We start from the raw sequence: 25394 nt of genomic DNA on the forward strand, positions 1-25394 counted from the left end.
TCCAAACTCGCCAAATTTACCAAACTCAAATCCGCCAATTCCAAATCCGCCAAAACCAAGCGCTCGCCCTATGACATCGCACTTTTTGAAGGCAAAGAATGGCTGTTTGTGATAGGGATTTTGGCGCTTGTATTTTTGGCGCAAGTCGGGCTAGAGTATCGCAAATGGCGCGCACTGCCCTTCGAGACACCCGGCGAAATCACAGCGCAAATCCTAAACCAATACCAAAAAACAAAAGATAATAAAACCTACTGGGTGATGAAGCTAAAATCAGAAGGGCATACATTCTACACTACTTCGAGAGAGGATATCAAGCCTTTGCAAGGGCGGTATGTGCGCGTGTATGGCAAGACGAATTGTAGCTTTGTCGAGTATTTTAGAAGCTGCTTTTTTATAAACTTCACCTTCTCGCTCCTCCCGCATCAAGAATCCACCAAGCCCATAAAAGACTACATCGCAAGCCAGCATGAAAATCAAGAAAACGCAAGCTTATTTAACACGCTATTTTTCGCCGACACGCTTAGCAAAAAATGGCGCGGTGTTAGCAATCTGCTGGGGCTTGCGCATATTTTGGCGATAAGCGGGTTTCATCTGGGGATTTTGAGCGCGTTTTTGTTTGCGATTTTGGTGCTTCCTTATCGCTTTTTGCAGCGGCGATTTTTTACTTATCGCAATGAAGTGTATGATATCGGCGCGATTATTTTGGTGGTGCTGTTTGGGTATTTGGTGGTGCTTGATTTTGTGCCTTCATTTTTGCGCGCGTATGCGATGGCGGTGTTTGGCTTTTTGCTGTATTTTTCTGGCTTGCAGATTCTAAATTTTAAGCTCCTAGCACTCGTGGGGCTTAGCTGCATCGCGCTATTTCCAAGTGTGGCGTTTAATATCGGCTTCATTCTCTCCATGGCTGGCGTGTTTTATATATTTTTGTTTGTGCGATATTTTCCCAAATGCCATGCGCTGTGGTATTTCACGAGTTTTAATATCGCGGTGTTTTTTAGTATCACGCCGATTGTGCATTATTTTTTCCCATATTTTTCGCCCTATCAGCTGGTGTCTATCCTAGTAAGTATCGCGTTTGTGGTGTATTTTCCGCTGATGATAGTGCTGCATATTTTTGGGCTTGGCGGGGTGCTTGATAAGTGGCTAGATATGGTGCTAGCGCTTGAAATCCCAAGCATTGATTATTATCTGCCATGGTATTTGGCGCTCATTTATGCAGGGCTTGGCATGGCGGCGATGTTTTCTCGCGCGGCGTATGTGGTGATGCTTATTTGTGCGCTTGCGTTTTATGCGTATTTGTGCGCGCTGTTTTGGGGACTTGTGGGGATTGCTTAAATGGCGTCTGGATGGATTTGGATTCTAGTTTAGATTCTAGTTTGGATTCTGGCGCAGAATCTAGTTTTGGAATCTGCTTTAGATTCCAGCGCTTTTGGAATATCTTTTGCTTTTCTAGGGCATAAAACTTAGCAAACTTTTGGAGAATCTTGTGCGATTTTTTATCTATATCTGCGGTGTGATTTTTGCTGTATTCTTTGCCGGAGCGTCGCTCGCGGGCTGTGCTAGCAATATGGTAGAGATGAAATACAGCTCTAGCATCAAGCAAAACTACCAACTAAACATAAACTCCCCCATAATCATCGCTTACAACAAAGGCGATTTGCTCGCGGCTTCATACATCCCCTATGTCATCGAGCTGCTCGGCAGGCGCGGGTTTAACTCACTCTACACACAAGACCAGCTCCCCATCCAAAAAGCGCGCAACATCATCTACATAAGCCTCGTCAAAACGATAAAAACCACGCCGATTTCTAGCGTGCAATATGTGCCTACAAAAATGCTCGATAAATCATCTTGCATCAATTATGATGGCATGTATTACTGCCGCGAGGAGACTTACCCTATCATCACAGGCTACTCCACGATGCTAAATCTATCCTCGGGGTATCATTTCATCATGGATTGGTATGATGTGCATATGCGAAAGCGGATACTCTACATCGATGGCAGCGTGGATGATGGACCATGCCTTGGTGAAGGTGTGTATCAAGACCTCATCTATCAGACGATTTCACGCATCGATTTTATGCGCCCAGAATCCTATAGCTACTCTTCACTCATCGCGCGCCAAAGCTTTGGCTGCATGTTTCAAACCTCCAAAGTCCTAGGCGTCAAGCGGTAGGATTATTTTTGTTTTATTTTAGCAATATGAAGATGCAAACAATTTAGTCAAAATATCATAAAAATTGCCAAAATATACTAAATAATATCTCGGCTTAGGTATCTATCTAGCCCATCGGGGAGGATGGTAAGGATGTTTGCGTTTTGCACCTTTTGTGCCAGCTTCATGCAGGCAGAAAAGCTAGCGCCCGCTGAGATTCCAGCTAGCACGCCTTCACTCTTGGCAAGCATCCTCATGCCCTCATACGCCTCTTCATCGTTGATTTTATACACCTCATCTATCAAAGACATATCCATAGTTTTGGGGATGAAGTCGTTGCCGATACCCTCGATATGTGATTTTTGCGTGTTTGGATTCTCGCAGCCGCCGATTATCGAGCTTAGCGGATCACAAAGCACAGCTTTGGTGCTAGATGAGCGCTCTTTGAGATAGCGCGCCACGCCGCTGAAGCTCCCTCCGCTCCCCGCCCCGCACACAAAATAATCGATATGTAAGCCATTGCTAGCCATATCGCTATAAATTTCTCTCGCGGTGCTTTCATAGTGCGCGCGCGGATTGTCCGGGTTTTCAAACTGCGAGAAGCTTATCGCATTTGGCATGCTAGCTAGAATCTCTTGCGCCTTTTTTATCGCGCCCTGCATGCCTTCATCCTTTGGCGTGAGGCAGATCTCAGCACCTAGTGCTTTGATGAGTGCCTGCTTTTCTTTGGAAAAATATTCTGGTATCACTAGCAGCGCCTTGCAGCCTACTTCTATCGCGCCAAGTGCGATGCCAAGCCCTGTGTTGCCAGCAGTAGCCTCTACTATGATAGAGTCAGAATCTATCTGCCCGCGCTCTTTCATGCGAGAGAGTATATAGAATCCGATGCGGTCTTTGATGCTGCCAGCAGGGTTGCAAAACTCGCATTTGACAAAAATGCGGTTGTTGTTTGGGATGCGGATTTTGTGTAGCTCAAGTAGCGGCGTGTCGCCGATGAGCTCTGAAATACTATGATATAGCATATTTTATCGCCCAAACTTGTCTATCGAGGATTTGTCTATCGCGGATTTATCTATCACAGATTTGTCGATAGCGCGCGAGACATCCGCGATAAGATCGCTCACAGATTCTATGCCTACAGATAGCCTTATGAGATTGTCGCTGATACCCATTTGCGCGCGGATGTCTTTGGGGATGGAGGCGTGCGTCATGCTCGCTGGATGGCATAGCAGGGATTCTGCGCCGCCTAGGCTTTCAGCTAGCACAATGATCTCTGTCGAGGCGAAAAACTTCTTATAGTCATAGCCCTCTTTTAGCTCAAAGCTTATCATCCCCCCGCCCCTGCTTGCTTGCGAGGCGTGTATCTCATATCCTTCAAAGCCCTTTAACCCCGGATAATACACCCTCTCCACCGCGCTATGAGCGCTCAAAAACTCCGCTAATGCTAGCGCGTTTTCACAATGCCTTTGCATCCTAAGCCCAAGCGTCTTTATCCCGCGTATCAGCAAAAAGCTATCAAATGGCGCTAGCACGCCGCCGATGCTGTTTTGCAAAAAGCCTATTTTGCTAGCTAGCTCCTCATCATCCACCACCGCAAGCCCCGCTACTAGATCGCTATGCCCGCCTAGATATTTGGTCGCAGAATGCAGCACGATATCCGCGCCTAGCTCTAGCGGGCGCTGGAGATAGGGCGTCATGAAGGTATTATCTACGATTGTCAAAATTTTTTGCTTTCTAGATTCTGATTTTGTCTTAGCGATTTTCACCACCTCGCGCAGAGGCGTCACACTCATCAAAGGATTTGCCGGCGTTTCTAGCAGCAAAGCTTTGACATCGCTAGTTATCGCTTGCTCTAGCGCGCTTAGATCGCGCATATCGATGATTTTATAAGTGATGCCAAAGTTTGCAAACACCTTATCCAGAATCCTAAAAGTCCCGCCATACACATTATGCGAGATAATCACACAATCCCCGCTTTTAAAAAGGCTCAAAATCGTGCCAATCGCCGCCATCCCAGAAGCAAAGGCAAAGCCATATTTCCCGCCCTCAAGCTCGGCTATCAAGCTTTCTATGCCATCGCGCGTGGGGTTTTTGGTGCGCGAGTATTCATAGCCTAGATTCTGCCCCAATGCTGGCTGCGCAAATGTCGAGGTCTGATATATAGGCGTATTTACCGCGCCTGTGCGTGCATCTGTGGTGCTGCCGCCATGTATCAAAAGCGTGTCAAAAGCTATATTTTGCGTGTTTTTCATACTAGAATCCTTGTCGATGATATGCTATAAAAGCGCGCATTATAGCGAATTTGCATTGCGTTATTGTTAATATATGGCGGATTTGTGCGCTTTGTGCTAAAATGCCAAAAATCTATGTCAAAGGTCAAACATGCTTCGTTTCGCTCCATCGCCCACCGGTGATATGCATATCGGGAATCTACGCGCTGCTATTTTTAACTACATCCTTGCCAAACAGCGCGGCGAGCGCTTTTTGATACGCATCGAAGATACGGATATGGAGCGCAATATTGAGGGCAAAGACAAAGAGATTTTGCAGATTCTTACACTTTTTGGGCTTTTGTGGGATGAGCTGGTGTATCAAAGTGGCAATTTCGAGCGACATCGCGCCTTTGCTAGCAAGCTACTGGATGAAGGCAAGGCGTTTTATTGCTACTGCTCCAAAGAATTCCTAGAATCCAAAAAACAAGAGGCGATAGCCCAAAAGCGCGCTTTTCGCTATGATGACTCCTGGGCGGATTCTGGCAAAGCGGATTCTCGCGTGCGCCCGGTGGTGCGACTCAAAGGCAGCACAGAATCCATCGCGTATGATGATATGATAAAGGGGCATTTGGAGTTTGCGCCAAATGAGCTTGATAGCTTTGTGATTTTGCGCGAGGATGGTGTGCCGACTTATAATTTCGCGTGCGCGTGCGATGATATGATATATGACATCAGCGCGATCGTGCGCGGCGAGGATCACACGAGCAACACGCCAAAGCAGATTCTCGTGCATAAAGCGCTTGGCTATGCGCGCGAGATAGAATACGCGCATTTGCCTATCATTTTGGGCGAAAGCGGCAAAAAGATGAGTAAAAGAGATAGCGCATCAAGCGTGGCGTGGCTGCTTGAAGAGGGGTTTTTGCCAAGTGCGATTTGCAACTATCTCATCGCTATGGGAAACAGCACACCACAAGAGATTTTCACGCTAAATGAGGCGATAGAGTGGTTTGATATCAAAAAGCTTGCCAAATCGCCGGTGAGATTTGACATCGCGCGGCTGCGCTTTATAAATCACGCGCATTTGCAGAGGCTAGAAGATGGCGCGCTGGCGTATCTGCTAGAATCGGTGCTTGATAAAGAGGTGCTGGAGGCTATTGGTTTGGATTCTGGTGTGGACTCTAGTGCGGCTGGTGGTTTGGGCGGTGTGGATTCTAGTGTTTTAGATTCTGGCGCGACTGGCGGCATTAGTGATGCGGTAAAAAATCTAGGCGCGCTTGGCAGAATCTACCTCGAAGAAGCAAGCACACTCAATGAATTGCGCGCCAAAATCACACCGATTTTTATGCCAAAAGACATACGCGCGCAATATGAAGGCGAGGATTTTTCAAACGAATGCGAGAAACTTTTACAAAGCCTAGCGCCAAACTTTGCGAACCCGCCAGCGACTTATGATGAGTTTAAAAAGGTAGCGATGGAGGCTAGCGGGCTAAAGGGCAAGGCGTTTTTCAAGCCTTTACGGATATTGCTAAGTGGCGCGAGTCATGGTCCTGATATCGCGCTTCTTTATCCGCTTTTGCGCGAGAATCTAGCAAATATCATGCGCGTGAAAAGTTAGAATGGGGCTAGATTCTAGATTTTTGGATTCTGCGCCAGCGCATCGTTTAGAATCTAAAACCGCAAGCCAAAAACTAAAAGCCAAAAAGGAGAATCTATGAGTATCATAATAAACGCCCTCGCGCAGACTTTGCACATGCTGATTTGGGCGTATATGTGGATTATCATCATCGCGGTGTTTTTGAGCTGGGTGCGCCCAGATCCTAGCAATCCTATCGTGCAGGTGATTTATCGCCTAAGCTATCCGCTGCTAGATTTTGTGCGCAGGAAGCTGCCATTTTTGGTGATAAATGGCATTGATCTTTCCCCGCTTGTGGTGGTGATTTTGCTGCAAGTGATAGATCAAGTGCTTATGCAAGTGCTGCTACAGCTAGCTAGATAATGGAGGAGTAAATAATGCCTAGCAAATTTTTGCAAATCTTGCCTTTTTCACTCGTCCTAGCTTTTGTCGCTTTTAGCGCATTTGCCACAAGCGCGCACGCTACGCCACTTCTTAGCCTAAAAGAGCTGCAAAGCAAGCCAAAAGGCGTGGAAAGGGATTTTTATATCTGGGAGTTTATAAGCGACAAAGATACGAACCTACAAGAATCCATCCAAGCCTACAAACTCGTAAATACCGAAATCCCAAAGCTAAAAAAGGCGCTGCAAGAAAAGGGCTTTCACGAAGAGATGCCAAAAAGCGTAGCATGCGTGCAGCTGCCTATAAATGAGCTTAAAAAAAAGGATGCCGAGTGCATCGCCTATGGCTTAAAGCTTGCCAATGTGCCTACGATGAACGCTAGCGATATAGAGTTTTTCAGCAAAAAACTAGCTAGCAACAAAAATATTACAACCCAGATAAAAATCCTGCGCGCGCCAAATATCGCCCAAGCGATGTTTGATTCTGATGCGGTGATGTTTGCTAGCATTTTCAACGCCCTGACTTATACCCAAAAGCTAAAAATATTTGAAAGTGGCATCAAGCCAAGCAATATAAAAAAGCTAGCGCATGAGAACAAATACGCCTTCAATCGCGTGCTACAAAGCATCATCTTAGATGCTAATTTCGCGCATTTTAAAAAGGCGATTTCCCAAGCAGATATCAGCATCTCTGATACCAACACCTTCTTTTTGCTAGGTATCAATGAAGTGCTAAATGGCAGCAAACGCGACGCACTAAAATACTTCGCACGCTCACGCGAGGCAGCACTTGATCCGTTTTTCCGCGATAGAGCGATATTTTGGCAATATCTTTTGAGTGACAATGAGCTTTATTTGCATGATTTGCAGACAAGCAATTTTGTGGATATTTTCTCTATTTTTGCCAACCAAAAGCTAAAAACAACGCCCAATTATCAGATAATCTCTAGCTTTGAAAACATCACCAAAAAAGCGCCAATCATCGATATAAAAGACCCATTTGCATGGCAAATCATACGCCAAAAAGTCACCGCCATAAAAGACGAAGAAAAATACGAAGCCGCCACCAAAACATTTTACACCACCGATACGATCCCGCATCTTGCGTATTTTAGCAACCGCCTCACCAAATACAGCATGAACTACTACATCATGCCCTATGTCGAGCTGGTAAAATGGCGCGATGATAGCAAAAAGGCTATGAGCCTAGCTATCGCCAAGCAAGAGAGCAATTTTTTGCCAGCACTTGTTTCACGCTCCTATGCGCTTGGGATGATGCAAATCATGCCTTTTAATGTCGAGCCATTTGCCAAAAAGCTAGGCATGCAGAATGTGTCGCTTGATAGTATGTTTGACCCAGCGTTTGCGTATCGCTTCGGCTCGATGTATTTGGATGAGCTTGATGCAGAGTTTAAACACCCGCTTTTTGTCGCGTATGCGTATAATGGCGGTCCGGGATTTTTGCGCCGACTGCTCGTCAAAAAGAAGCTTTTCCTAAAATCGCGCAAATATGAGCCATGGATTTCTCTAGAGCTGATGCCTAGCGAGGAACCGCGATTTTATGGGATGAAAGTGATTGCAAACTATGTCATCTACCAGCAGCTTTTAGGCAAAGAAATACCCATCGAAGAGCTGCTAAAAAAGACACTTCGATACTAGGCAACCAGCTATCTGGCAGATCGCGTTTAGTGAGTCGTATTTAGCAAAGCCGCGCTTGGTAAGCAACATTCCGTCATTGCAAGCATAGCGAAGCAATCCAAAGAAAAAATCCGCAAGGATTTTTATATAAATCGAGATAGAAGGCGCGCTAGCGCCAAACCTAGATTCTACCCAGATTTCACAATGCAGAATCTAGGCAGAATCCAAATCCCAAACTAAGCAAAACTTACAAAACCAATAAACCAAAAGCGGCTAAGGTAGTCAGTTTTTAGATTTTAACGCTTTTTTGTGGATTGCTTCGGATTTTTCAAATCCTTGCAAAATGCTAGCTTATTTGGCAATAAATGTGTGGCGTTAGCGTATCACTTCAAACCACACGCTGTCGCTGCTGCCATCTTGTTTTATCACATAGAGCGTGTTTTTGCCGACTTTTGGCGCTAGGCGTATGCGCCCGAGCGCGTTTGCGCCGACAAACTCGCCATTTAAGAAAAAATACGCCTTCTCTTTGGCATCAATAAGCGCTACTAATTCTATGGCACTGCTTTGTGTGCTGTTGCGCGGTTTGGCGCGCGATGCTGGCGTAGAATCTGCAGAATCTACAGAATCCAAAGCAGAATCCCTCTGCAAATCCACTCTAGAATCTACCCTAGAATCCATTCGCAAATCCGCCCCCAAATTCACTTCAGAATCCGCGCTAGATTCTGCATTTTTAGATTCCGCGCTTCTAGATTCTGCCCTATTTACACCAGAATCCACCTTTTGCACCCGCGCAGAATCTATCTTTTGCATTTGCATAGCTTCCGCTCCTTGTGCCCGCAAATCCGCCCTCGTAAAATCCGCCCTTGCTTGCATATTTTCCAGCCTAAGCCCTTGCGTGGGATACACGATGATGGGCTTGTTTGCGCTAGATTCTTGCGCGGTGCGAAGCGGTTTGGCAAAAGCTGGCATATACGCCACTCGCGCACTAGAATCCAGCGTGCGATAGCCATTTTCATCGATATGCACCGCGCGCATTTGCGACGCCCTGCTCCATTTCCCCACCTCCGCCCACGCGTCAAACTCGCGCGCATCCTGCGAAAGCAGCCCAAAAATATCAAACATAAATCGCCCCGCAATCTCCCTGCCTGTGATTTTCGTGCTAGAGCGCGCGTCAAAATTCCCGCCCCACACGCCAATCACCCATTTATCGCTCGCGCCAATCGCCCAGCTATCGTGGTTGCCAAAGCTAGTGCCGCTTTTCCACGCAATTTTATCGGCTAGCTTTGCGCTTTGCAGATCAAATGACAAATCCAGCAAGCTTTGCAGCGTGATATAGGCGGCTTCTTTGGATATGGGCGTGGCGGAGGTGGGATTTTGTGCGCTTTGGTGGTGGATGTAGGCATCTAGCAAATCGATATGGCGCGCTTTAGAATTCAAACCTGCAGAATCCACTTTTGCAAAATCCGCTCTACTAGATTCTGCTATTTTAGATTCTCGCACGCGTGTGTTTGTTGCACTAGAATCTACCCTGCCGGAATCCACCTCACCAAAACCCACTTCACCCCTCTCAATCGTATTTGTGCCTAGCTTTATCTCATCAAACACCCCGCCGCGCCTTAGCCCTAGATAAAGCTTGCTAAGCTGAAAAAGGCTAAGCTCCTTGGTGCCAAGGATGAGTGAGAGCCCATATTTGGAAAAATCGCGCTCATAAAAGCCCGCATTTGCGCGCAAAAAATAAAAAAACTCCTCCAGCCCAAAATCCTGCAAAAGCGCGACAAAAGGCGCATTTAGCGAGGCTCTAAGCGCATTTAGCGCAGACACTTTGCCATAAAAATTTAGCGAGGCGTTTTGCGGGTTGAAATTGCCATAAAACTGATTGACATCAGGCAGCTTGGTTTGCGGGATGATGAGCCCAGCATCAAGGGAGAGCGCGTATAAAAACGGCTTTAGCGTCGAGCCGACACTGCGACTTGCCTGCACGCCATCGATTTGCCCAAGCCCCTTGATATCATAAAAATCCTGCGAGCCCACATAGCCCGCCACCTCACCATCGCGAGAATCTAGCACGATGAGCGCGAGATTTGATGCGCCTTTGTCCTTCACCACGCTTGCATATTCTTTGGCGCGCCGCTCTAGCAGGCTTTGCAGCGATTTGTCAATATGCGTATAAAACACCTTCTGCCCCGCGTATCGCTGCGCTAGAAACATCGTGTAATGCGGCGCTATTGAGTTTTGGCGCTCGAGCTTTGGCAGCGGCTCTAGCAGGGCTAGCTTATAGTCTTGCGCGCTTATGAGATTTTGCTTCAATGCGCGCTCTAGCAAGAGATTGCGCTTGTTTGCTAGTTTGTCTGGCGCGGTGAAAATCAGATTTGGCGCGTTTGGCATCACGGCTAGGAGCGCCATCTCTGCGGGGCTTAGCGCGCCTAGGGGCTTGCGGAAATAAAGCAGCGCCGCACTTTTGATACCTACGATATTGCTCCCATAAGACGCATTATCGACATAGATTCTCAAAATCTCATCCTTGCTATGCCTCATCTCTAGCCTTAGGGCTTGAAGTGACTCTTTGATTTTGGTGGGAATCGTGCGCTTGGCGCGCTCGCCGAGCTTGATGGCCTGCATGCTAATCGTGCTTGCGCCATAGCGCTTGCTATGCGCGATATTGGTGCCTATCGTGCGCGCTATCGCCAGCACATCCACGCCATGATGCGAATAAAATCGCTTATCCTCATACAGCACGATAAAATCGCGCAAAAGCGGCGGAATCTCCTCTTTTTCTGCATCGATGCTTACTTTGAAATTGTCGCGCTCATTGACAAAAAAGCTCAAAAGCTCGCCGTGTTTGTCAAAGCTGATGAGTGAAGGTGGCTCATAATCCAGAGAATCCACATCGCTAAATATCCAAAAAAAGCCAAAAAGCGCGATGAGGGCGGTAAAAATAGCGAGCGTGAGGCGCTTATTTTTGGGCCTAAGGGGTGTGAATCTGGTGCGAAGGCGGGCGTGGTTTGAGGTAGATGGTGCTGAACTTGTCGTGAAAGCACGCGTTTTTTTGGGAGCAAATCGCGCAAATCTAGTGCGAAACGCGCTTTTTGGGATAGCTAGTGTGAATCTAGCGCGAAGGCGGGCGATTTTTTGGATAAATGATGCAAATCTATCACAAAAGCGCGCGAAAAAATTAGCAAAATATAATCGCAATGACGCGACTACCAAGCGCGGATTTTTGGGCTTTGCTTTTTTCATTTATTTAGATTCTACCTTTTTGGTGTTACAACTTTTGGCTTCTGGATTTTATTCTATCTAGCTTTTGTCTTTTTGTGTTGCAACTTTTTTGATTCTAGATTCTGCCTTGTTGCGATTTTTGGATTCTAGATTTTAGCAGAATCTAAATTTATAGGCTATATATCATGCAGGCAATGCAAAATCGTCATTACTTAAAAAGCTGACGCTTTGCCTCGTCGCTTCGCTCCTTGCAATGACGAGAATCTACTTGGGATTTATTTGAGGATTGCCTAAAATCTAGAATTCGCCTAAAATCTACCAAAAATCCGCCAAAAATCTACTTGGAGAATTTGCTTGGAGAATCTACTTAGAAAAACTGCTTGTATCGTATCGGCTAGGGGCTAGTTTTAAGAGTGTGTTATAAAGAGTATTATTAAGTTAAATACGCTAGAATCTACATTTTATACGCGCAAAAACGCAAGCCGCATAAACTGCGCGCAAGCATAAAACGCGAAATACGCGCAAGCGCAAGCATAAAACGCGCGTGCAAACAATGCAAAACGCACACAAACGCAAACACGCGCGCAAAACGCGCAAGTCGCACTTAGAGCCTCGAAGTCATTCACTTGAAGGTTTTTTGCCTACAGCCTTTTTACTTGAAGTCCTTGTCGCTTGAAAACTTTTAAGCGTTTGGCAAACTATTTAGGAGCAATCATGCAAAACACACAAAATCCGCAAAATCCACTACAAAACCCACAGCAAAACCAAAATTCATCAAACGATAAATCCCCAGCAAATCCCAAATCCTTTCTTAAATCCTCCATCAAATCCCCCAAATCCCTTTTGGCAAAAGCGCCCAAAAAGGCTGTGGCTATCGCCGTTTTTGGTGTGCTGGTGATTGCTGGTATTATATTTTTGCTCGCTGGCGGGGTGAGCCAGCAAGAGCGCACCAACGCGATTTCTATAAGCTTTGGCTATCCGACATTTACCAAAAATAGCGAGAAAAACACCACGCAAATAAGCCTCCCCATCCAAGCCACGCAAAACATCCCGCAAGACATCCTAGAATCTATCACCACCATAAATGGCGCGCCGCTTGCGACTTCTCGCGCGACATATAGCGTGATAAATGGATTCTCGTGGAATCTAACATGGGAAGCGAGCGCAAAAGCGAACGCGGGCGCGGGCGCGGGCGCAAAAAATGCAGAATCTAGTGCGGGCGCTCAAAGCGCAGAATCCAGCACAAACGCGCAAGGCACACCAAACGCAGAATCTAGCGCCAAATCAAGCTTCACCATAGCACTAGATTCTAGAGCAATAAAGCTAGAAAACGCCAAAGGTAGCGAGATTTTCACGCACGCCATCGAGCTAGATTCTAGCGAGTCACAAACTGCAAAAGTGCTTGGCATGCAAGCTTATAGCAAGCAAAAAACGCTAGAAGTGTATCTAAGCAAAGATCTAAGCCTAGAGCCAAACCGCCTAAAAAACCTCATAAGCATAAAAAACAACAATAACGCAAACATGGATTTCAAAGCCCTAAGTCAAGGAAGCAAGATAATAATCACTAGCGAATTTGCGCCAAATAGAGGGTATAGCATAGATTTGGGTGCGCCGATAAACCACAGCCAGCGCGTGGATTTCCCTAGCCTCACACCAAGCCTTGAGTTTGCCTCTCAAGGAAGTATCCTCTCAAGTGATGCGGATCTAAAAATCGGACTCCTAACGACAAGCATCAAAAAAAGCACCCTAACCGCCTACAAAATCCATGACAACAGCATCGCTGAAATCTTGCGCTACAGCAATAGCAATGTCGCAGCAAGAAATCGCGGCGATGAGATATATCGCGGTGAGATAGAGTTTGACACAAGCGCGGATACGACACAAACGATACTTGATCTAAGCATGCTTACCAAAGATGGCAGCGGCAAGCTAGAGCGCGGCGTATATCTGCTACACATCGCCACTGATAGAAAAGACACGATAGACTATGATAAACGAGAATCCAGATACGAAGATGATGATTATGGCGAGGTTTATGGCTTGGGGCGCGATAAGCTTATCATCATCTCTGACATCGCGCTAGTAGCGCACAAAGACAAAGATAAAATCATCGCTTATGCGCTAGATTCTGCCACTAGCACGCCTTTGGCAAACGCCAAAATCTCGCTCATCTCTGATAGCAGCCAAGTGATAGATTCTGCTTTGAGTGATAAAAATGGGCGCGTGGAGCTAAATGCTATCAAATCCACCGCCAAAGATAGCCCCTCAAACATCAACAAAGAAAACCAAACAATGACGCCTTTTTATATAGAAGCAAGGCTTGGTGATGATAGGAATTATCTAAGCCTTCGCGATTTGCAAAATTATCTGCTTGATGGGCTGGATTTAAGCGGTGCGCAAAAAGGCTATCGCAAAGTTTTCACCTACACTGATAGAGGCATCGCAGAGCCGGGCGAGAGCCTCCAGCTAAACGCACTCATCCGCGATAAAAAAATCCAAGATATGCCTATAAAGCTCTCCATCATCAACCCAAAAGGAAGCAAAATCATCAAAGATGCGGTGATAAATCCGGTGGGCTATGGGCTTTATAGCTATGTGTTTAGGACGGATTCTAGCGCGCTTACAGGCAAGTATCGCGCGGTGTTTAATATCGGCGGCGAGGAGTTTTATAATGATTTTCAGATAGAATACATCATCCCAAACAAAATCCGCCTCGAGCTAGACGCGCCAAAAATCGCTGATAGCGCGAAAAAATCCCTAGAGCTAAAGCTATCTAGCAGCTATCTCACGGGCGCGAAAGCTTCTGGGCTAAAATACAGCATAAATACGCAAATCTCGCCACTGCGCTATAAATCAAAGTCATATAGTGATTTTGTCTTCTATGATGGCGCGGACTTTTTGCATGAGATAAATAATAGCGGCAAGCTCGATGAAAGCGGCAATGCAAAAGCGACCATAGACATAGCAAAAGCAGAATCTAGCCTGCAAAGCAGCCGCCAGCTAGATTCCAAACGCGCAAAACACCTAAAAATCACCTACAACGCGCAAGTATTTGAAAGCACCGGGCATCCTGTGGGCAACACCGCTAGCACGCAGTATTTTGGCGCAAATAGCATCATCGGCGTAAAACCCATAAATCGCTATATCGACCTAAGCCAGCCTTTCAACCTCCCCATAATCGTGCTAAATCCGAAAAATGACAAACCCATCGCCAACGCCTCGCTAAACTACAAAATCTATCGCAACAATCGCTACTGGTGGTTTGACTATGACGCGCAGCAAAACTTCGATGCCAAAATAAAAAGCGATATAAACACCACGCTAATCAAAGAAGGCGTGATAGAAAGCGGCACCGAGCCTGTGATGCTAAATGAGAATCTAGCGGGGCTGGTGCAAGACTATGACTCGGTGTTTATCGAGCTAGATGATGGCAAAAGCGCGCCGCGCGTGGTGTGGATAGTGGCTGATATGTATGGCAAAGCCGCCACCAAAGCAAACCCCAAAAAGCTCCCCATAGAGCTAGACAAGCCCTCTTATAATGTCGGCGAAAATGCTAGCATAAGCTTTGATTCTAGCGGGTATTCGCGCGCGATTGTCGCGATAAACTATGGCGATGAGCTAAGCAAAGTAGATACTATCCCAATCACAAGTGCCAAAACCACCTACCAAATCCCAATCATCGCAGAATACGCGCCAAATATCTATGCGAGCGTGACGCTTATAAAAGCTGACATCACGCCAGAATCTAGCGGGGCAGCAGAATCTAATGCAATAGATTCTAGCGCGCCAAAAGCAAGCACCGCCACAAATATCATAAAACGAAGCTTTGGCATAGTCAACATCCCGGTGGTAGATTCTAGCCTAAACCTCGCCCCCACGCTTGAAGTAGCGCAATCCATCAAGCCAAACTCCACGCTAAACATCCGCATAGCAAACCCCGCCAAACGCCAAATGGCTTACACGCTAGCGATTGTGGATCGTGGCATACTAGATATCATCAATTTCCGCACGCCAGACCCGATAAAAGGGCTTTATAGCAAGATTAGCCTAGATACGCGGTATTTTGACAACTATGACAGCTTCCTTACCAAAGTGCTAGGCGTGGTAAATCAAAGCGTGCTAATCGGCGGTGATGATAGCGATGATAGCAGCGAGGCGCAAAGCAAGCTAGGCAAAGAGCGCAGGGAGAATCTAGTCTATTTCACAAGCGGGCTGACTGATGAAAAAGGCGAGGCAAATATTCAATACCAGCTGCCAAACTATGTAGGAAGCGCGCGCGTGATGCTTATCACAAGCGATGAGGCAAGTGTAGGCAACGCGCAAAAAGATGTCTCAATCGCCCAAAGCGCAAACCTCTACTCAAACCTGCCAGAAGAGATAAAAATAGATGATGAAATCATCGTGCCTATCGAAGTAGTCGCACAAGATGGCGCGACGATAGAAAAGGCAGATTTTGCCTTTGAAAGCGATATGAATGTGAAAAAGCTGCATGCTAATATGAATGCCAAAAAAACGCGACTCATGCAATACATATCCGTGCGTCCAAAAGCGCTTGGCGAAGCAAATCTCACGATAAAGCTAAATGCTACGACAAATATCAAAGGCGGCGCTGGCGCGGATTCTAGCGCGGATTCTGGTGGCCTAGATTCTGCGGATTCTGCGGATTCTGGTGCAAATGCAGAATCTAGCGCGGGCGCAAATTCTAGCGCGGATTCTCGCACCAGCGCAAACGCGCGCGCCAAATCCGAGCAAATCTCACAGCACAACACCTACAAAGTCCGCGTAAGCACGCCCATAGCACCGCAATCTTTTGAAGAGCTTTTCACGCTAGAATCCGGCAAATCGCGCACTTTAGGCACAGAGAAAACCGGTAAAAAATTTGTCGAAGGCTCGCTAGCCCAAAGCATCACTATTTCGCCATCTGCTATTTTTGCCTATCAAGACAAAGTAGAATACCTGCTGCACTACATCTATGGCTGTATAGAGCAAAGCGTATCCGCGACCATGCCTTTGATGCTAGGCTTTGAAGGCACGCGCGATGAGGGCGAAGAGGCGCGCAAACAAAAGGTGCAAAAATCAATCAACCGCATCCTAAAATTCCAGCACGGAAACGGCGGGTTTGGCTATTGGATAGATTCTGATTATGTGAGCCGCTATGGCAGCGACTATGCCGCGCTTTTCTTGCTGCTAGCCAAATCCAAAGGCTATGAAGTGCCGGATTCTGCGCTCAAAAACTGGGCGCGCTATGCCAAAAATAGCCTGCGAGATGGGCATGTGTCGATGCGAGCGTATCCACTATTTTTGCTAGCACTTTATGGCACGCCTGATGTGAGTGCGATGAATGCGATGTATTCTGAAGCGTTTTCTGCGCTTTCACTGCGCGAGAAGCTGACCCTTGCCGCTGCTTACAAGCTAAGCGGACTAGAATCCATAGCCAAAGAAATCCGCGCCAAACTCCCCAAAAATATGCTTGATGCCTCGCTGTATCGCAAAGAAAATGACGAATACGCATGGTATTACTACTATGGAAGCGCTACTACCAACCAAGCGATGAGTGCCTACATGCTATCCATAATCGATGGCAGCGCGCCTGCTGATATGATAGCCAATCTTGCAAGGGCGATGCAGGATTCTAGCTGGATGGGCACGCAAGATATCGCCACATCTTTGCTTGCTCTAAGCACGCTAGATAGCGGGAATGAGCGCAAAAAAGAAGTGCGATTTAGCCTAAATGGCAAAGACTACACCATAGACAAACCCACGCGCATCGCCCTAAACCCAAGCAGCAAAAACACACTAAATGCCAAAGACAAAATATATGCCTCACTCGTAAGCAGCGGCGTGCTAGATGAAGACCCGCTAAAAATGCCAGAACTCTCATCCAACCTAAAAATAAATCGCGAGTTTTTCCGCATAGTAAATGGCGAGCGCGTCTCTATCGACCCGGCGATGCTAAAGAAAAATGATGAGTTTTACATCGCGCTAAGCCTCTCAAACACAGGCGCACGCTCTATCAAAAACCTAGCCCTCACGCAAATCATCCCTTCTGGCTGGGAGATACAAAACACACGCATCACGCGCCAAAGCGATGATGATGAGGATAGCGAGCAGAATCTGGGGCGCAAATTTATGAATAACTCAAGTGCGAGTTATATGGATATTTTGCCAGATAGGGTGATGTTTTTCTTTGATGAGGGCATCGATAGCAGCTATGATGGCGAGATAAGATCTTATAACACGCGCCAAGTCTTTATCAAATGCACCGCCACTATCGCTGGCAAATATATCCTAAGTGGCGCGTTTGCAGAGGCGATGTATGATGGCAGCTTCCAAGCCCGCACGAGTGCTAAAAGCGTGCAGGTGGAGTAAATCTGCACTACGGGCGCAAATCGCGGCTAAAAAAGCACACAGTTAAAAATACACACATGGAAATTGCGGTTAAAAGTAGGTAAAAAACGCATGGCTAAAAAGTGCAGCTAAAATCAACATATAGAATCTAGTTTTGGCGTTTTTGCATAATTTAGATTTTGAGCGATTTTAAGATTCTGCCTAGTTTAAATTCTGCGCCGCCATTGCAAAGGGATCGTGCCAGTATTTATTCAAATCCCACTACTGCGCTTTTATAAAATATCTACATAATTATGTTCTACCATCTTTCATTACATTATGTTACACAAGCAAGGCGGTGGGCGATTTTTGTGCGGCTTATTGAGCGCTTTTAAGCTACTTTGCATAATATAAAGCAACACGCAAAAAGGAGAATCCATGAGCTTCATAGAAAATATCAAAGCCCAAGCAAAAGCTAGCAAAAAGACTATCGTCTTGCCAGAGACTAGCGACATACGCACGCTAGAGGCGGCACACATCGTGCTGCAAGAAGGCTTTGCCGACATCGTGCTAGTAGGCGAAGAGGCTAGCATCGCTGCTAAAATCGCAGAATCTAAAAAGCCCCTCGACATAAGCAAGGCGCGCATCATCAGCCAAAATGATGGCGCGTTATTAGAGGAGTTTGTCGCGCTTTTGGTAAAACTCCGCGGGCATAAGGGCATGGACGAGGCAAAAGCGCGCGAACTTTTAGTGAATGATGCGCTGTATTTTGGCGTGGCGCTGGTGAAAAGCGGCAGGGCAGATGGCATGGTGGTGGGCGCGATAAACGCCACGCCTGATGTGCTGCGCGCGGCGTTGCAGATAATTGGCACAGCGCCTGATAGCAAGCTTGTGTCGTCGTTTTTTGCGATGGTGGTGCCTGATTGTGCGTATGGGTTTAATGGGACTTTTTTGTTTTCGGATTGTGGGCTGTGCCAGAATCCGGATTCTAGCGAGTTAGCGCAAATCGCGCTCGCCTCTGCCAAAAGCTTCCGTGCGCTGACTAAGCAAGAGCCGCTTGTGGCGATGCTAAGCCATTCTACCTATGGAAGCGCGAAGCATGCGGATGTGGATAAGGTGGTGGAGGCTACCAAAATCGCGCGCCAAGCAGCGCCCGCGCTCGCGCTTGATGGCGAGCTGCAGCTGGATGCGGCTATCGTGCCAAGTGTCGGAGAATCCAAAGCCAAAGGCTCAAGCGTGGCGGGCAGGGCAAATGTGCTTATTTTCCCGGATCTTGACGCGGGCAATATCGGATACAAGCTCGTCCAGCGCCTAGCAAAAGCGGAGGCCTATGGACCTATCACGCAAGGCATGGCAAGCCCGGTAAATGACCTCTCGCGCGGCTGCAGCGCCCAAGACATCGTAGGCGTGGTAGCTATCACCGCACTCCAAGCCACGCAAGAGTAGAATCTAGAATCTAAAAATAACAAGCTAAACGCGAGGCTTTGCTGGCATACTTTTTGCAATGCCAAAAGCCCTAGGCGCTAAAAAGTTGTTAAAAAATGCAAAGTTTGCCACTATAAAATCCTGCAAAAGTTAAAAACTCTTGCTAGATTACCGCGCTCGCTTCACTCGCTCGCAATGATACTCTCCTTATTTTTTTATTTTTGACAATTGCAAGCCTGAAACCAAATTTTAAAAAATGCAAAATAAACAAGTAAAAATAATGTAAAATAGCGAGCCAAAAACAATATGGATAAGCAAAATAAAATCTCAAGAGGCCAATTAAACAACAAAACACGACGCGACAACGCAACCAAAGGAGCAAAAATGGATTTATTAGACAAAGTCCTGCAAGGCAGGGAGTTTAGCGCGCAAGAGCTTACAAAGCTTTATGATTATGAGCTTTTCACGCTAGGCAATGCTGCCAATGAAATACGCGCCAAAAAGTATGACAAAAAAGTGTTTTTCAATATGAATCGGCATATAAATCCTACTAATATCTGCGCGGATGTGTGTAAGTTTTGCGCGTTTTCTGCGAGTCGCAAAAACCCAAATCCTTATGAAATGACGATAGATGAGATTATCGCGCAGGCTTTAGCATCCTACAAACGAGGCGCAAAAGAGGTGCATATCGTATCTGCGCATAGCCCAAACTACTCGTATGATTGGTATATGACTTGTTTTAAAGAAGTCAAAAAGGCGATTCCTGAAATCCACCTAAAAGCAATGACAGCAGCGGAGGTGGATTATCTAGATAGAAAGTTTGGCGTGGGGTATCAAAAAGTGCTAGAAGATATGGCGCGCGCTGGGGTGGATTCTATGCCCGGCGGGGGGGCGGAGATATTTGATGAAAAGGTGCGTAGGCGCATCTGCTCTGGCAAAGTCAGCTCGACGCGCTGGCTTGAGATTCACGCGCATTGGCATAGCATCGGCAAAATGAGTAATGCAACTATGCTTTTTGGACATCTAGAATCTAGGGAAAATAGGCTAGATCACATGCTGCGCCTAGCGCATACGCAGTGTGATACTAGCATCGTAGAATCCAAAAATGGCGGGTTTAATGCCTTTATCCCTTTGCTTTATCAGCGAGAAAATAACTTTCTAAGTGTGGGCGAGCCACCAAGCGGGCAAGAAGTGCTAAAAACCATCGCAATAGCGCGCATTGTGCTAAGAAATATCCCGCATATCAAGGCGTATTGGGCGACTTTGGGCGCAAATCTAGCGCTTGTAGCGCAAGAGTTTGGCGCGGATGATATGGATGGCACGATAGAAAATGAAAGCATCCAATCCGCCGCCGGCGCGAAATCCAAAAAAGGCATGACGCAAGAGCTTATGATCTCACAAATCAAAGATGCGGGATTTACACCTATAGAGCGCGATAGCCTATATAATGAGCTAAGGGTTTGCTAACAAATGGCAGATGAGCAAGAAAAGACGCAAGCCCCCTCCGCGCACAAGCTAGAAAAGGCAAAGCAAGAGGGAAATGTCGCCAAAAGCCCGGAGGTTAGCGGCGTCATTATTATGTTTGTAGGGCTTGCGATGATATTTTTTCTCTTTCCTTATTGGCTGGAGAAAATCCGCGGAATCTACCTCTACATCATCGCCTTCCCCAAAGAAGACTTGAAGCCAAATGATGTGGTGGATATCATCTGGACGCTTGTAGGCGTGGCTGGGATGATGCTACTGCCGATATTTTTGCTGCTGCTTATTGCTGGTGTGGCGGGAAATGTGATGCAGTTTGGTTTTTTGCTGACGATTAAAGCGATAAAGCCAAAGTTTAGCAAGATAAATCCCATAAGCGGGATAAAAAATGTATTTTCGCTAAAAAAGCTTATGGATGGCGGGATGATAACGCTAAAGGTGCTTGTAGCGCTCATTGTCGGCGGCTCGGTGTTTTTTTTGTTTTTGCATGATATTGCGGGCGTGGCGCATCTGGAGCTTATGAACCAAATCCTTTGGTGGCGCAATAAATGCTTGATTCTCATCGGCACGATGCTTGGCGTGTTTGCGGTGATGGCGTTTGCGGATTTTATGCTGAAGCGCTATCAATATCTAAAGACATTGCGTATGAGTAAGCAAGAAGTCAAAGATGAGTTTATCCAGCATGAGGGGAATCCAGAGATAAAAGCGCGCATCCGCCAAATCATGCGTAAAAACGCGATGAATCGCATGATGAGTGCCGTGCCAGAGGCAAAAGTAGTCGTCACAAATCCCACGCATTATGCGGTGGCTATCGCTTTTGAGCCTGCCAAGGATAACGCGCCGCGCGTGGTGGCAAAAGGGATAGACCATCTAGCTATCAAAATAAAAGACATCGCTAGACAAAATGAAATCGAAATCATCGAGAATCCAAAGCTAGCGCGAAGCCTCTACAAAGATGCGCAACTCGAGCAAGAAATACCGCGCGCGTTTTTTGGCGCTATTATAAGCGTGCTGCATGAGGTCAATCGCCTGCGCTATCTCAAAGGCAAAAAGCCATTTGAATGGGTGTAGAATCTGGGGCGGAAGTGGATTCTATTGCGCTTCGCCAGCTTGGATTCTGCCGCGATTTAGATTCTGCTATGGAGCGCGCGGGTTTTGCCAGAATCTAGATTCTGCAAAAGTTTAGATTCTGCGCCACTCTAGATTCTGCACTGCGCTAAATTCTAGCCAAGTCCTTAGAATCCACAAAGCTAGCAGTTTCAAAGCAGAATCTTAAGATTATTGCGCTAGACTTGCAGGCTTAAAAGCTAAGCATTAGCTAGCGCCCGCGCCAGCCTTCAAACAGCGCGCCAAATAAACAAGAATCAAAGGCAAATCATGGAGATATTAGACAATCTGCAAAAGTCCTTGCTAGAAAAAATCGCATCTAGCAAAACGCTAGAGATACTAGAATCTATCCGCATAGAAGCGCTAGGCAAAAAGGGCGAGATAACCGCGCGTTTCGCCTCACTGCGCGAGCTTGCGGGCGAGGAGAAAAAGACACTTGCTAGCAAGCTAAACACCCTGCGCGCAGCGGTAGAATCCGCCCTAGAATCCAAAAAAGCCACACTCACACAAGAGCGCCTAAAAGAAAATCTAGAAAAGCAAAAAATCGATGTGAGTTTGTTTAACCTCGCGCACAAGCGCAGCATCGGGCATCCGATAAACTACACCAAAGATAAGATTATCCAATATTTTGCGAGCATGGATTATGAGATTTGCGAGGGTCCTTTGGTGGAGGATGATTTTCACAATTTTGCCGCGCTAAACCTGCCAGAATACCACCCCGCGCGCGATATGCAAGATACATTTTATTTCAATGATGGCAAGCTTTTGCGCACGCACACTTCGCCTGTGCAAATCCGCACGATGCTTTCACAAAAGCCGCCTATCAAGATGATAGCGCCCGGTGCGACTTTTCGCAGGGATTATGATCTCACGCATTCTCCGATGTTTCATCAGATAGAGGGGCTTGTGGTAGATGATGCTGGCAAAGTAAGCTTTGCTAATCTCAAATATATATTAGAAGATTTTTTGGCATATATGTTTGGCGATGTGAAAGTGCGCTTTAGAAGCTCGTTTTTCCCTTTTACAGAGCCTAGCGCGGAGGTGGATATATCTTGTATTTTTTGCAAAGGCAGCGGGTGTCGCGTATGCTCGCACACTGGCTGGCTAGAGGTGCTAGGCTGTGGCATGGTGGATGATCGCGTGTTTAGCGCGGTGGGATATGAGAATGTCAGCGGATATGCCTTTGGCATGGGGATAGAGCGGCTTTGTATGCTAAGCCTTGGTATTGGCGATTTGCGAAGCTTTTTTGAGACAGATTTGCGATTATTGGAGCAGTTTTAATGGTTATTTCAACTTCATTATTGTCGTATTTTATCGACATTTCAAACATAGATATAAACGATCTTTGTCAGACGCTAAATGACATCGGCATCGAAGTAGAAGGCGTGCAAAAGGTGGATATCCCTTCACAAGTCGTGGTAGGCAAAGTCATATCCAAATCGCCCCATCCAAATGCTGATAAACTCAATGTCTGCCAAGTGGATGTAGGCACGCAGACGCTTCAAATCGTGTGTGGCGCGAAAAATGTAGAAAAAGATCAGTTTGTCGCGCTTGCAATGGAAGGCGCGGTGCTGCCGATAAATCAAGCGAGTCAGAAGGATTCCAAAGCAGAATCTAGCGCAAAAAGCGAGAACGAAAAAGGCGCTAAAGAAAAAGAATCTAATAAAGCAGATTCTAGCCAAACAGAATCTAATAAAGCGGATTCTGCGCCAAAGTCGCTTATCATCAAGCGCGCCACGCTTAGAGGGATTGAAAGCTGTGGGATGATATGCTCTGCCACTGAACTTGGATTGCAAAAGATAAATGAAGGCATCATGGTGCTAGATTCTAGTATCGGCGAGCTAGTCATCGGCAAGCCACTCAATGAGTATCCGATATTTTCTGACTATCTTATCGAGATTTCTATCACGCCAAACCGCGGCGACTGCCTAAGCGTGCTAGGCATAGCAAGAGAGCTAGCCTGCGCGTATAGCCTAAGCGTGCGCTTGCCAAAAGAGGAGGAGTATGGCCTAGTCTTTGGCGTGGGGCGCGCGCTAAATCTTATCGTAGAAGGCTATATAGATTCTCTGCTTTTATACAAAGCTATCGAGATAAAATCCGCCCAAAGCATGCTAGCACACCAAATAATCCTAGCCTACAATGGCTTGCTAAAACAAGGCGCGCTGCAAAATTACAAAGCATTTGTCACGCTTATGAGTGGTGTGCTGTTTAACCTCTACCCGCTGCCAAAAGTGCATGAAGAATCGCTGCCAAAAAGCCAATTTACTGGCGAGACGATAATCAACCAATCGCCAATCACCCTGCGCGTCAAAAAAGACAGCAACAGCCTAGAATCTATCTATGACAATCAAGGCAACAAACTCGCCACCATCGGCGTAAAAAGCGAGATAGATGAGGCGCAGATTAGCGATTTTCCTTTGCTTATCATTATCGAAGCAAACTACACCAACCCAGAATCCATATCAAAAGTCCTCTTTGCCAACAAACTCCCACAAGACAAAGAAATCACCTACCGCTCGATGCGCGGCAGCAATCCAGAGCTGCTTTTGGGGATGAATCTTTTGTGCTCCATACTAAATGCTTTCACCCAATGCTCTATCTACTCTGGGCATCAAGAAGTCGAGATGCGTAACGAAGGCAAGCGCGAGTATGTCAATATGACTTTTGGCTTCATCTCTGAAGTGCTAGGCAAACGCGTGGAGAAAGAGGATGTCGCTAGCGTGTTAAAGCGGCTAAACTTCAAAATAGACGCCGATGGCGATGGCGTATTTTTCCGCATCACGCCGCCTATTTATCGGCATGATATACACACCGCGCAAGATGTGGCAGAGGAGTTTTTGAGAATCTATAGAATCAAAAATATCCCTTCTATTCCCTATTCTGGCGCGCAAAAACGCGGGATAAATGAAGTATTTTTGCGCTATCAAAATGAGCGCGATATCGCCTTGCGCGCGATAAGTGCGGGATTTTATGAGACGATACATTATGTGTTTTGCGAGCGCAAAAAGCTTGAATTATGGGGATTTGACACGCTAGAATCTAGCCTCGAGCTTACAAACCCCATCACTAGCGAGCTAGACACGCTTCGCACTTCGCTTTTGCCTTCCCTCTTAGATTCTGTCGCGCGCAATCATCGCTTGGGATACAAAAACATCAAAGCCTTTGAGCTAGGCATCGTGTATGATGCCAAAAGGGCAGAATCCAAACAACTTGCCCTTGTCGCAAGCGGTTTGGCTACCAAAGAAGCATACCCATATCCTAAGGGACAAAAGCGTGATTTTTACTCATTTAGTGAGGAAGTTTCGCGCATTATAGGCGAGTTTGAGCTGGTGGCGTATGAGAATCCACCGCATTACGCCCACCCCTATCAAAGTGCCAAAATCATAGAATCCACCACGCAAAAGCCTCTGGGAATGATTGCTATGCTAAATCCGGCGTTTGCTAGCAAGCTTGATTTGGCGGATTCTTGTGAGGTGTTTTTCGCAGTGATTGAAAAGATACCAGATAGGACGCCTAGCCAAGCCAAGCCTTATGCGCGCTTGCATGCAAATGAGCGCGATTTGAGCGTGCTTATTGATGAAAATATCGCATTTAGCGCGATAAAAAAGAAAATCCTAGAATCTAATATCGCGCATCTCCACGCGCTTTATCCGCTAGATATTTACAAAGAAAAGTCAAGCGATAAGCAGATATCCCTAACCATCCGCGCGGTGTTTATGCCAAGTGGCGCGAGTCTCACAGAAGAGCAGCTGGCACAAAGCATGGCAGGCATCCTAGCCGCGCTAGAATCTAGCTTCCAAGCCAAGCTAAAGGCGTAA

The 25394-nt window shown here is 46.5% G+C and carries 14 protein-coding genes; 11 read left to right on the forward strand and 3 right to left on the reverse strand.

Annotated features, from left to right (window positions below):
* Positions 1–108 precede the first annotated feature (108 nt).
* Complete coding sequence (locus BKN38_RS01265) at positions 109–1335, forward strand: ComEC/Rec2 family competence protein (RefSeq protein WP_083329077.1); 1227 nt, start codon at positions 109–111, stop codon at positions 1333–1335.
* A 151-nt stretch (positions 1336–1486) separates the two neighbouring features.
* Positions 1487–2179, forward strand: a complete 693-nt coding sequence (locus tag BKN38_RS01270) for a hypothetical protein (protein ID WP_070957651.1) — start codon at positions 1487–1489, stop codon at positions 2177–2179.
* A 77-nt stretch (positions 2180–2256) separates the two neighbouring features.
* Here BKN38_RS01270 and BKN38_RS01275 read toward each other — a convergent pair whose 3' ends face one another.
* Positions 2257–3180: a PLP-dependent cysteine synthase family protein gene (locus BKN38_RS01275; RefSeq protein ID WP_066454194.1), complete on the reverse strand. Its 924-nt coding sequence runs from the start codon at positions 3178–3180 to the stop codon at positions 2257–2259.
* A 3-nt stretch (positions 3181–3183) separates the two neighbouring features.
* The gene (locus BKN38_RS01280; protein ID WP_066454196.1) at positions 3184–4410 is read right to left on the reverse strand and encodes a PLP-dependent aspartate aminotransferase family protein; all 1227 of its coding nucleotides are present in this window, start codon (positions 4408–4410) and stop codon (positions 3184–3186) included.
* 130 nt (positions 4411–4540) lie between these two features.
* Between BKN38_RS01280 and gltX the strand changes: the two genes are divergently transcribed.
* The 3 genes from gltX to BKN38_RS01295 all read left to right on the forward strand — a co-directional run bounded on the left by gltX (position 4541) and on the right by BKN38_RS01295 (position 8043).
* Entirely contained in the window at positions 4541–5986 is a 1446-nt protein-coding gene (gltX, locus tag BKN38_RS01285; RefSeq protein WP_066454199.1) for a glutamate--tRNA ligase, read from the forward strand.
* Positions 5987–6082: 96 nt separating this feature from the next.
* Complete coding sequence (locus BKN38_RS01290; RefSeq protein WP_066454202.1) at positions 6083–6367, forward strand: YggT family protein; 285 nt, start codon at positions 6083–6085, stop codon at positions 6365–6367.
* A gap of 14 nt (positions 6368–6381) precedes the next feature.
* A complete protein-coding gene (locus tag BKN38_RS01295) occupies positions 6382–8043 on the forward strand; it encodes a transglycosylase SLT domain-containing protein (protein WP_082942457.1) in 1662 nt (553 codons plus the stop codon).
* 354 nt (positions 8044–8397) lie between these two features.
* On the opposite strand, the gene BKN38_RS01300 is transcribed toward BKN38_RS01295, so the two are convergent.
* Positions 8398–11259 (reverse strand): transglycosylase domain-containing protein, encoded by a 2862-nt coding sequence (locus BKN38_RS01300; protein ID WP_066454205.1) that lies wholly within the window; start codon positions 11257–11259, stop codon positions 8398–8400.
* A gap of 693 nt (positions 11260–11952) precedes the next feature.
* On the opposite strand from BKN38_RS01300, the gene BKN38_RS01305 reads away from it, so the two are divergent.
* The 6 genes from BKN38_RS01305 (at position 11953) to pheT (ending at position 25394) form a co-directional block, all read left to right on the forward strand.
* Positions 11953–17607, forward strand: coding sequence for an alpha-2-macroglobulin (locus tag BKN38_RS01305; protein ID WP_066454211.1), 5655 nt, complete (start codon positions 11953–11955; stop codon positions 17605–17607).
* A 396-nt stretch (positions 17608–18003) separates the two neighbouring features.
* Positions 18004–19011: a phosphate acetyltransferase gene (pta, locus tag BKN38_RS01310; RefSeq protein ID WP_070957652.1), complete on the forward strand. Its 1008-nt coding sequence runs from the start codon at positions 18004–18006 to the stop codon at positions 19009–19011.
* Between the two features lie 363 nt (positions 19012–19374).
* Positions 19375–20457, forward strand: a complete 1083-nt coding sequence (gene mqnE, locus BKN38_RS01315) for an aminofutalosine synthase MqnE (RefSeq protein ID WP_066454216.1) — start codon at positions 19375–19377, stop codon at positions 20455–20457.
* A 3-nt stretch (positions 20458–20460) separates the two neighbouring features.
* Positions 20461–21540, forward strand: coding sequence for a flagellar biosynthesis protein FlhB (flhB, locus tag BKN38_RS01320; RefSeq protein WP_066454218.1), 1080 nt, complete (start codon positions 20461–20463; stop codon positions 21538–21540).
* Positions 21541–21846: 306 nt separating this feature from the next.
* On the forward strand, positions 21847–22857 hold the full coding sequence (pheS, locus tag BKN38_RS01325; protein ID WP_066454220.1) for a phenylalanine--tRNA ligase subunit alpha: 1011 nt from the start codon (positions 21847–21849) through the stop codon (positions 22855–22857).
* On the forward strand, positions 22857–25394 hold the full coding sequence (gene pheT / locus BKN38_RS01330; protein WP_082942458.1) for a phenylalanine--tRNA ligase subunit beta: 2538 nt from the start codon (positions 22857–22859) through the stop codon (positions 25392–25394). The genes pheS and pheT overlap by 1 nt, the downstream gene beginning before the upstream one ends.

The sequence above is a fragment of the Helicobacter sp. CLO-3 genome (assembly GCF_001854545.1).
Taxonomy (GTDB): domain Bacteria; phylum Campylobacterota; class Campylobacteria; order Campylobacterales; family Helicobacteraceae; genus Helicobacter_B.

Coding starts and splice junctions, on each gene's coding strand:
- BKN38_RS01275 (WP_066454194.1), bottom strand. CDS start 3,180: ATGCTATATCATAGTATTTCAGAGCTCATCGGCGACACGCCGCTACTT.
- BKN38_RS01280 (WP_066454196.1), bottom strand. CDS start 4,410: ATGAAAAACACGCAAAATATAGCTTTTGACACGCTTTTGATACATGGC.
- gltX (WP_066454199.1), top strand. CDS start 4,541: ATGCTTCGTTTCGCTCCATCGCCCACCGGTGATATGCATATCGGGAAT.
- BKN38_RS01290 (WP_066454202.1), top strand. CDS start 6,083: ATGAGTATCATAATAAACGCCCTCGCGCAGACTTTGCACATGCTGATT.
- BKN38_RS01295 (WP_082942457.1), top strand. CDS start 6,382: ATGCCTAGCAAATTTTTGCAAATCTTGCCTTTTTCACTCGTCCTAGCT.
- BKN38_RS01300 (WP_066454205.1), bottom strand. CDS start 11,259: ATGAAAAAAGCAAAGCCCAAAAATCCGCGCTTGGTAGTCGCGTCATTG.
- BKN38_RS01305 (WP_066454211.1), top strand. CDS start 11,953: ATGCAAAACACACAAAATCCGCAAAATCCACTACAAAACCCACAGCAA.
- pta (WP_070957652.1), top strand. CDS start 18,004: ATGAGCTTCATAGAAAATATCAAAGCCCAAGCAAAAGCTAGCAAAAAG.
- mqnE (WP_066454216.1), top strand. CDS start 19,375: ATGGATTTATTAGACAAAGTCCTGCAAGGCAGGGAGTTTAGCGCGCAA.
- flhB (WP_066454218.1), top strand. CDS start 20,461: ATGGCAGATGAGCAAGAAAAGACGCAAGCCCCCTCCGCGCACAAGCTA.
- pheS (WP_066454220.1), top strand. CDS start 21,847: ATGGAGATATTAGACAATCTGCAAAAGTCCTTGCTAGAAAAAATCGCA.
- pheT (WP_082942458.1), top strand. CDS start 22,857: ATGGTTATTTCAACTTCATTATTGTCGTATTTTATCGACATTTCAAAC.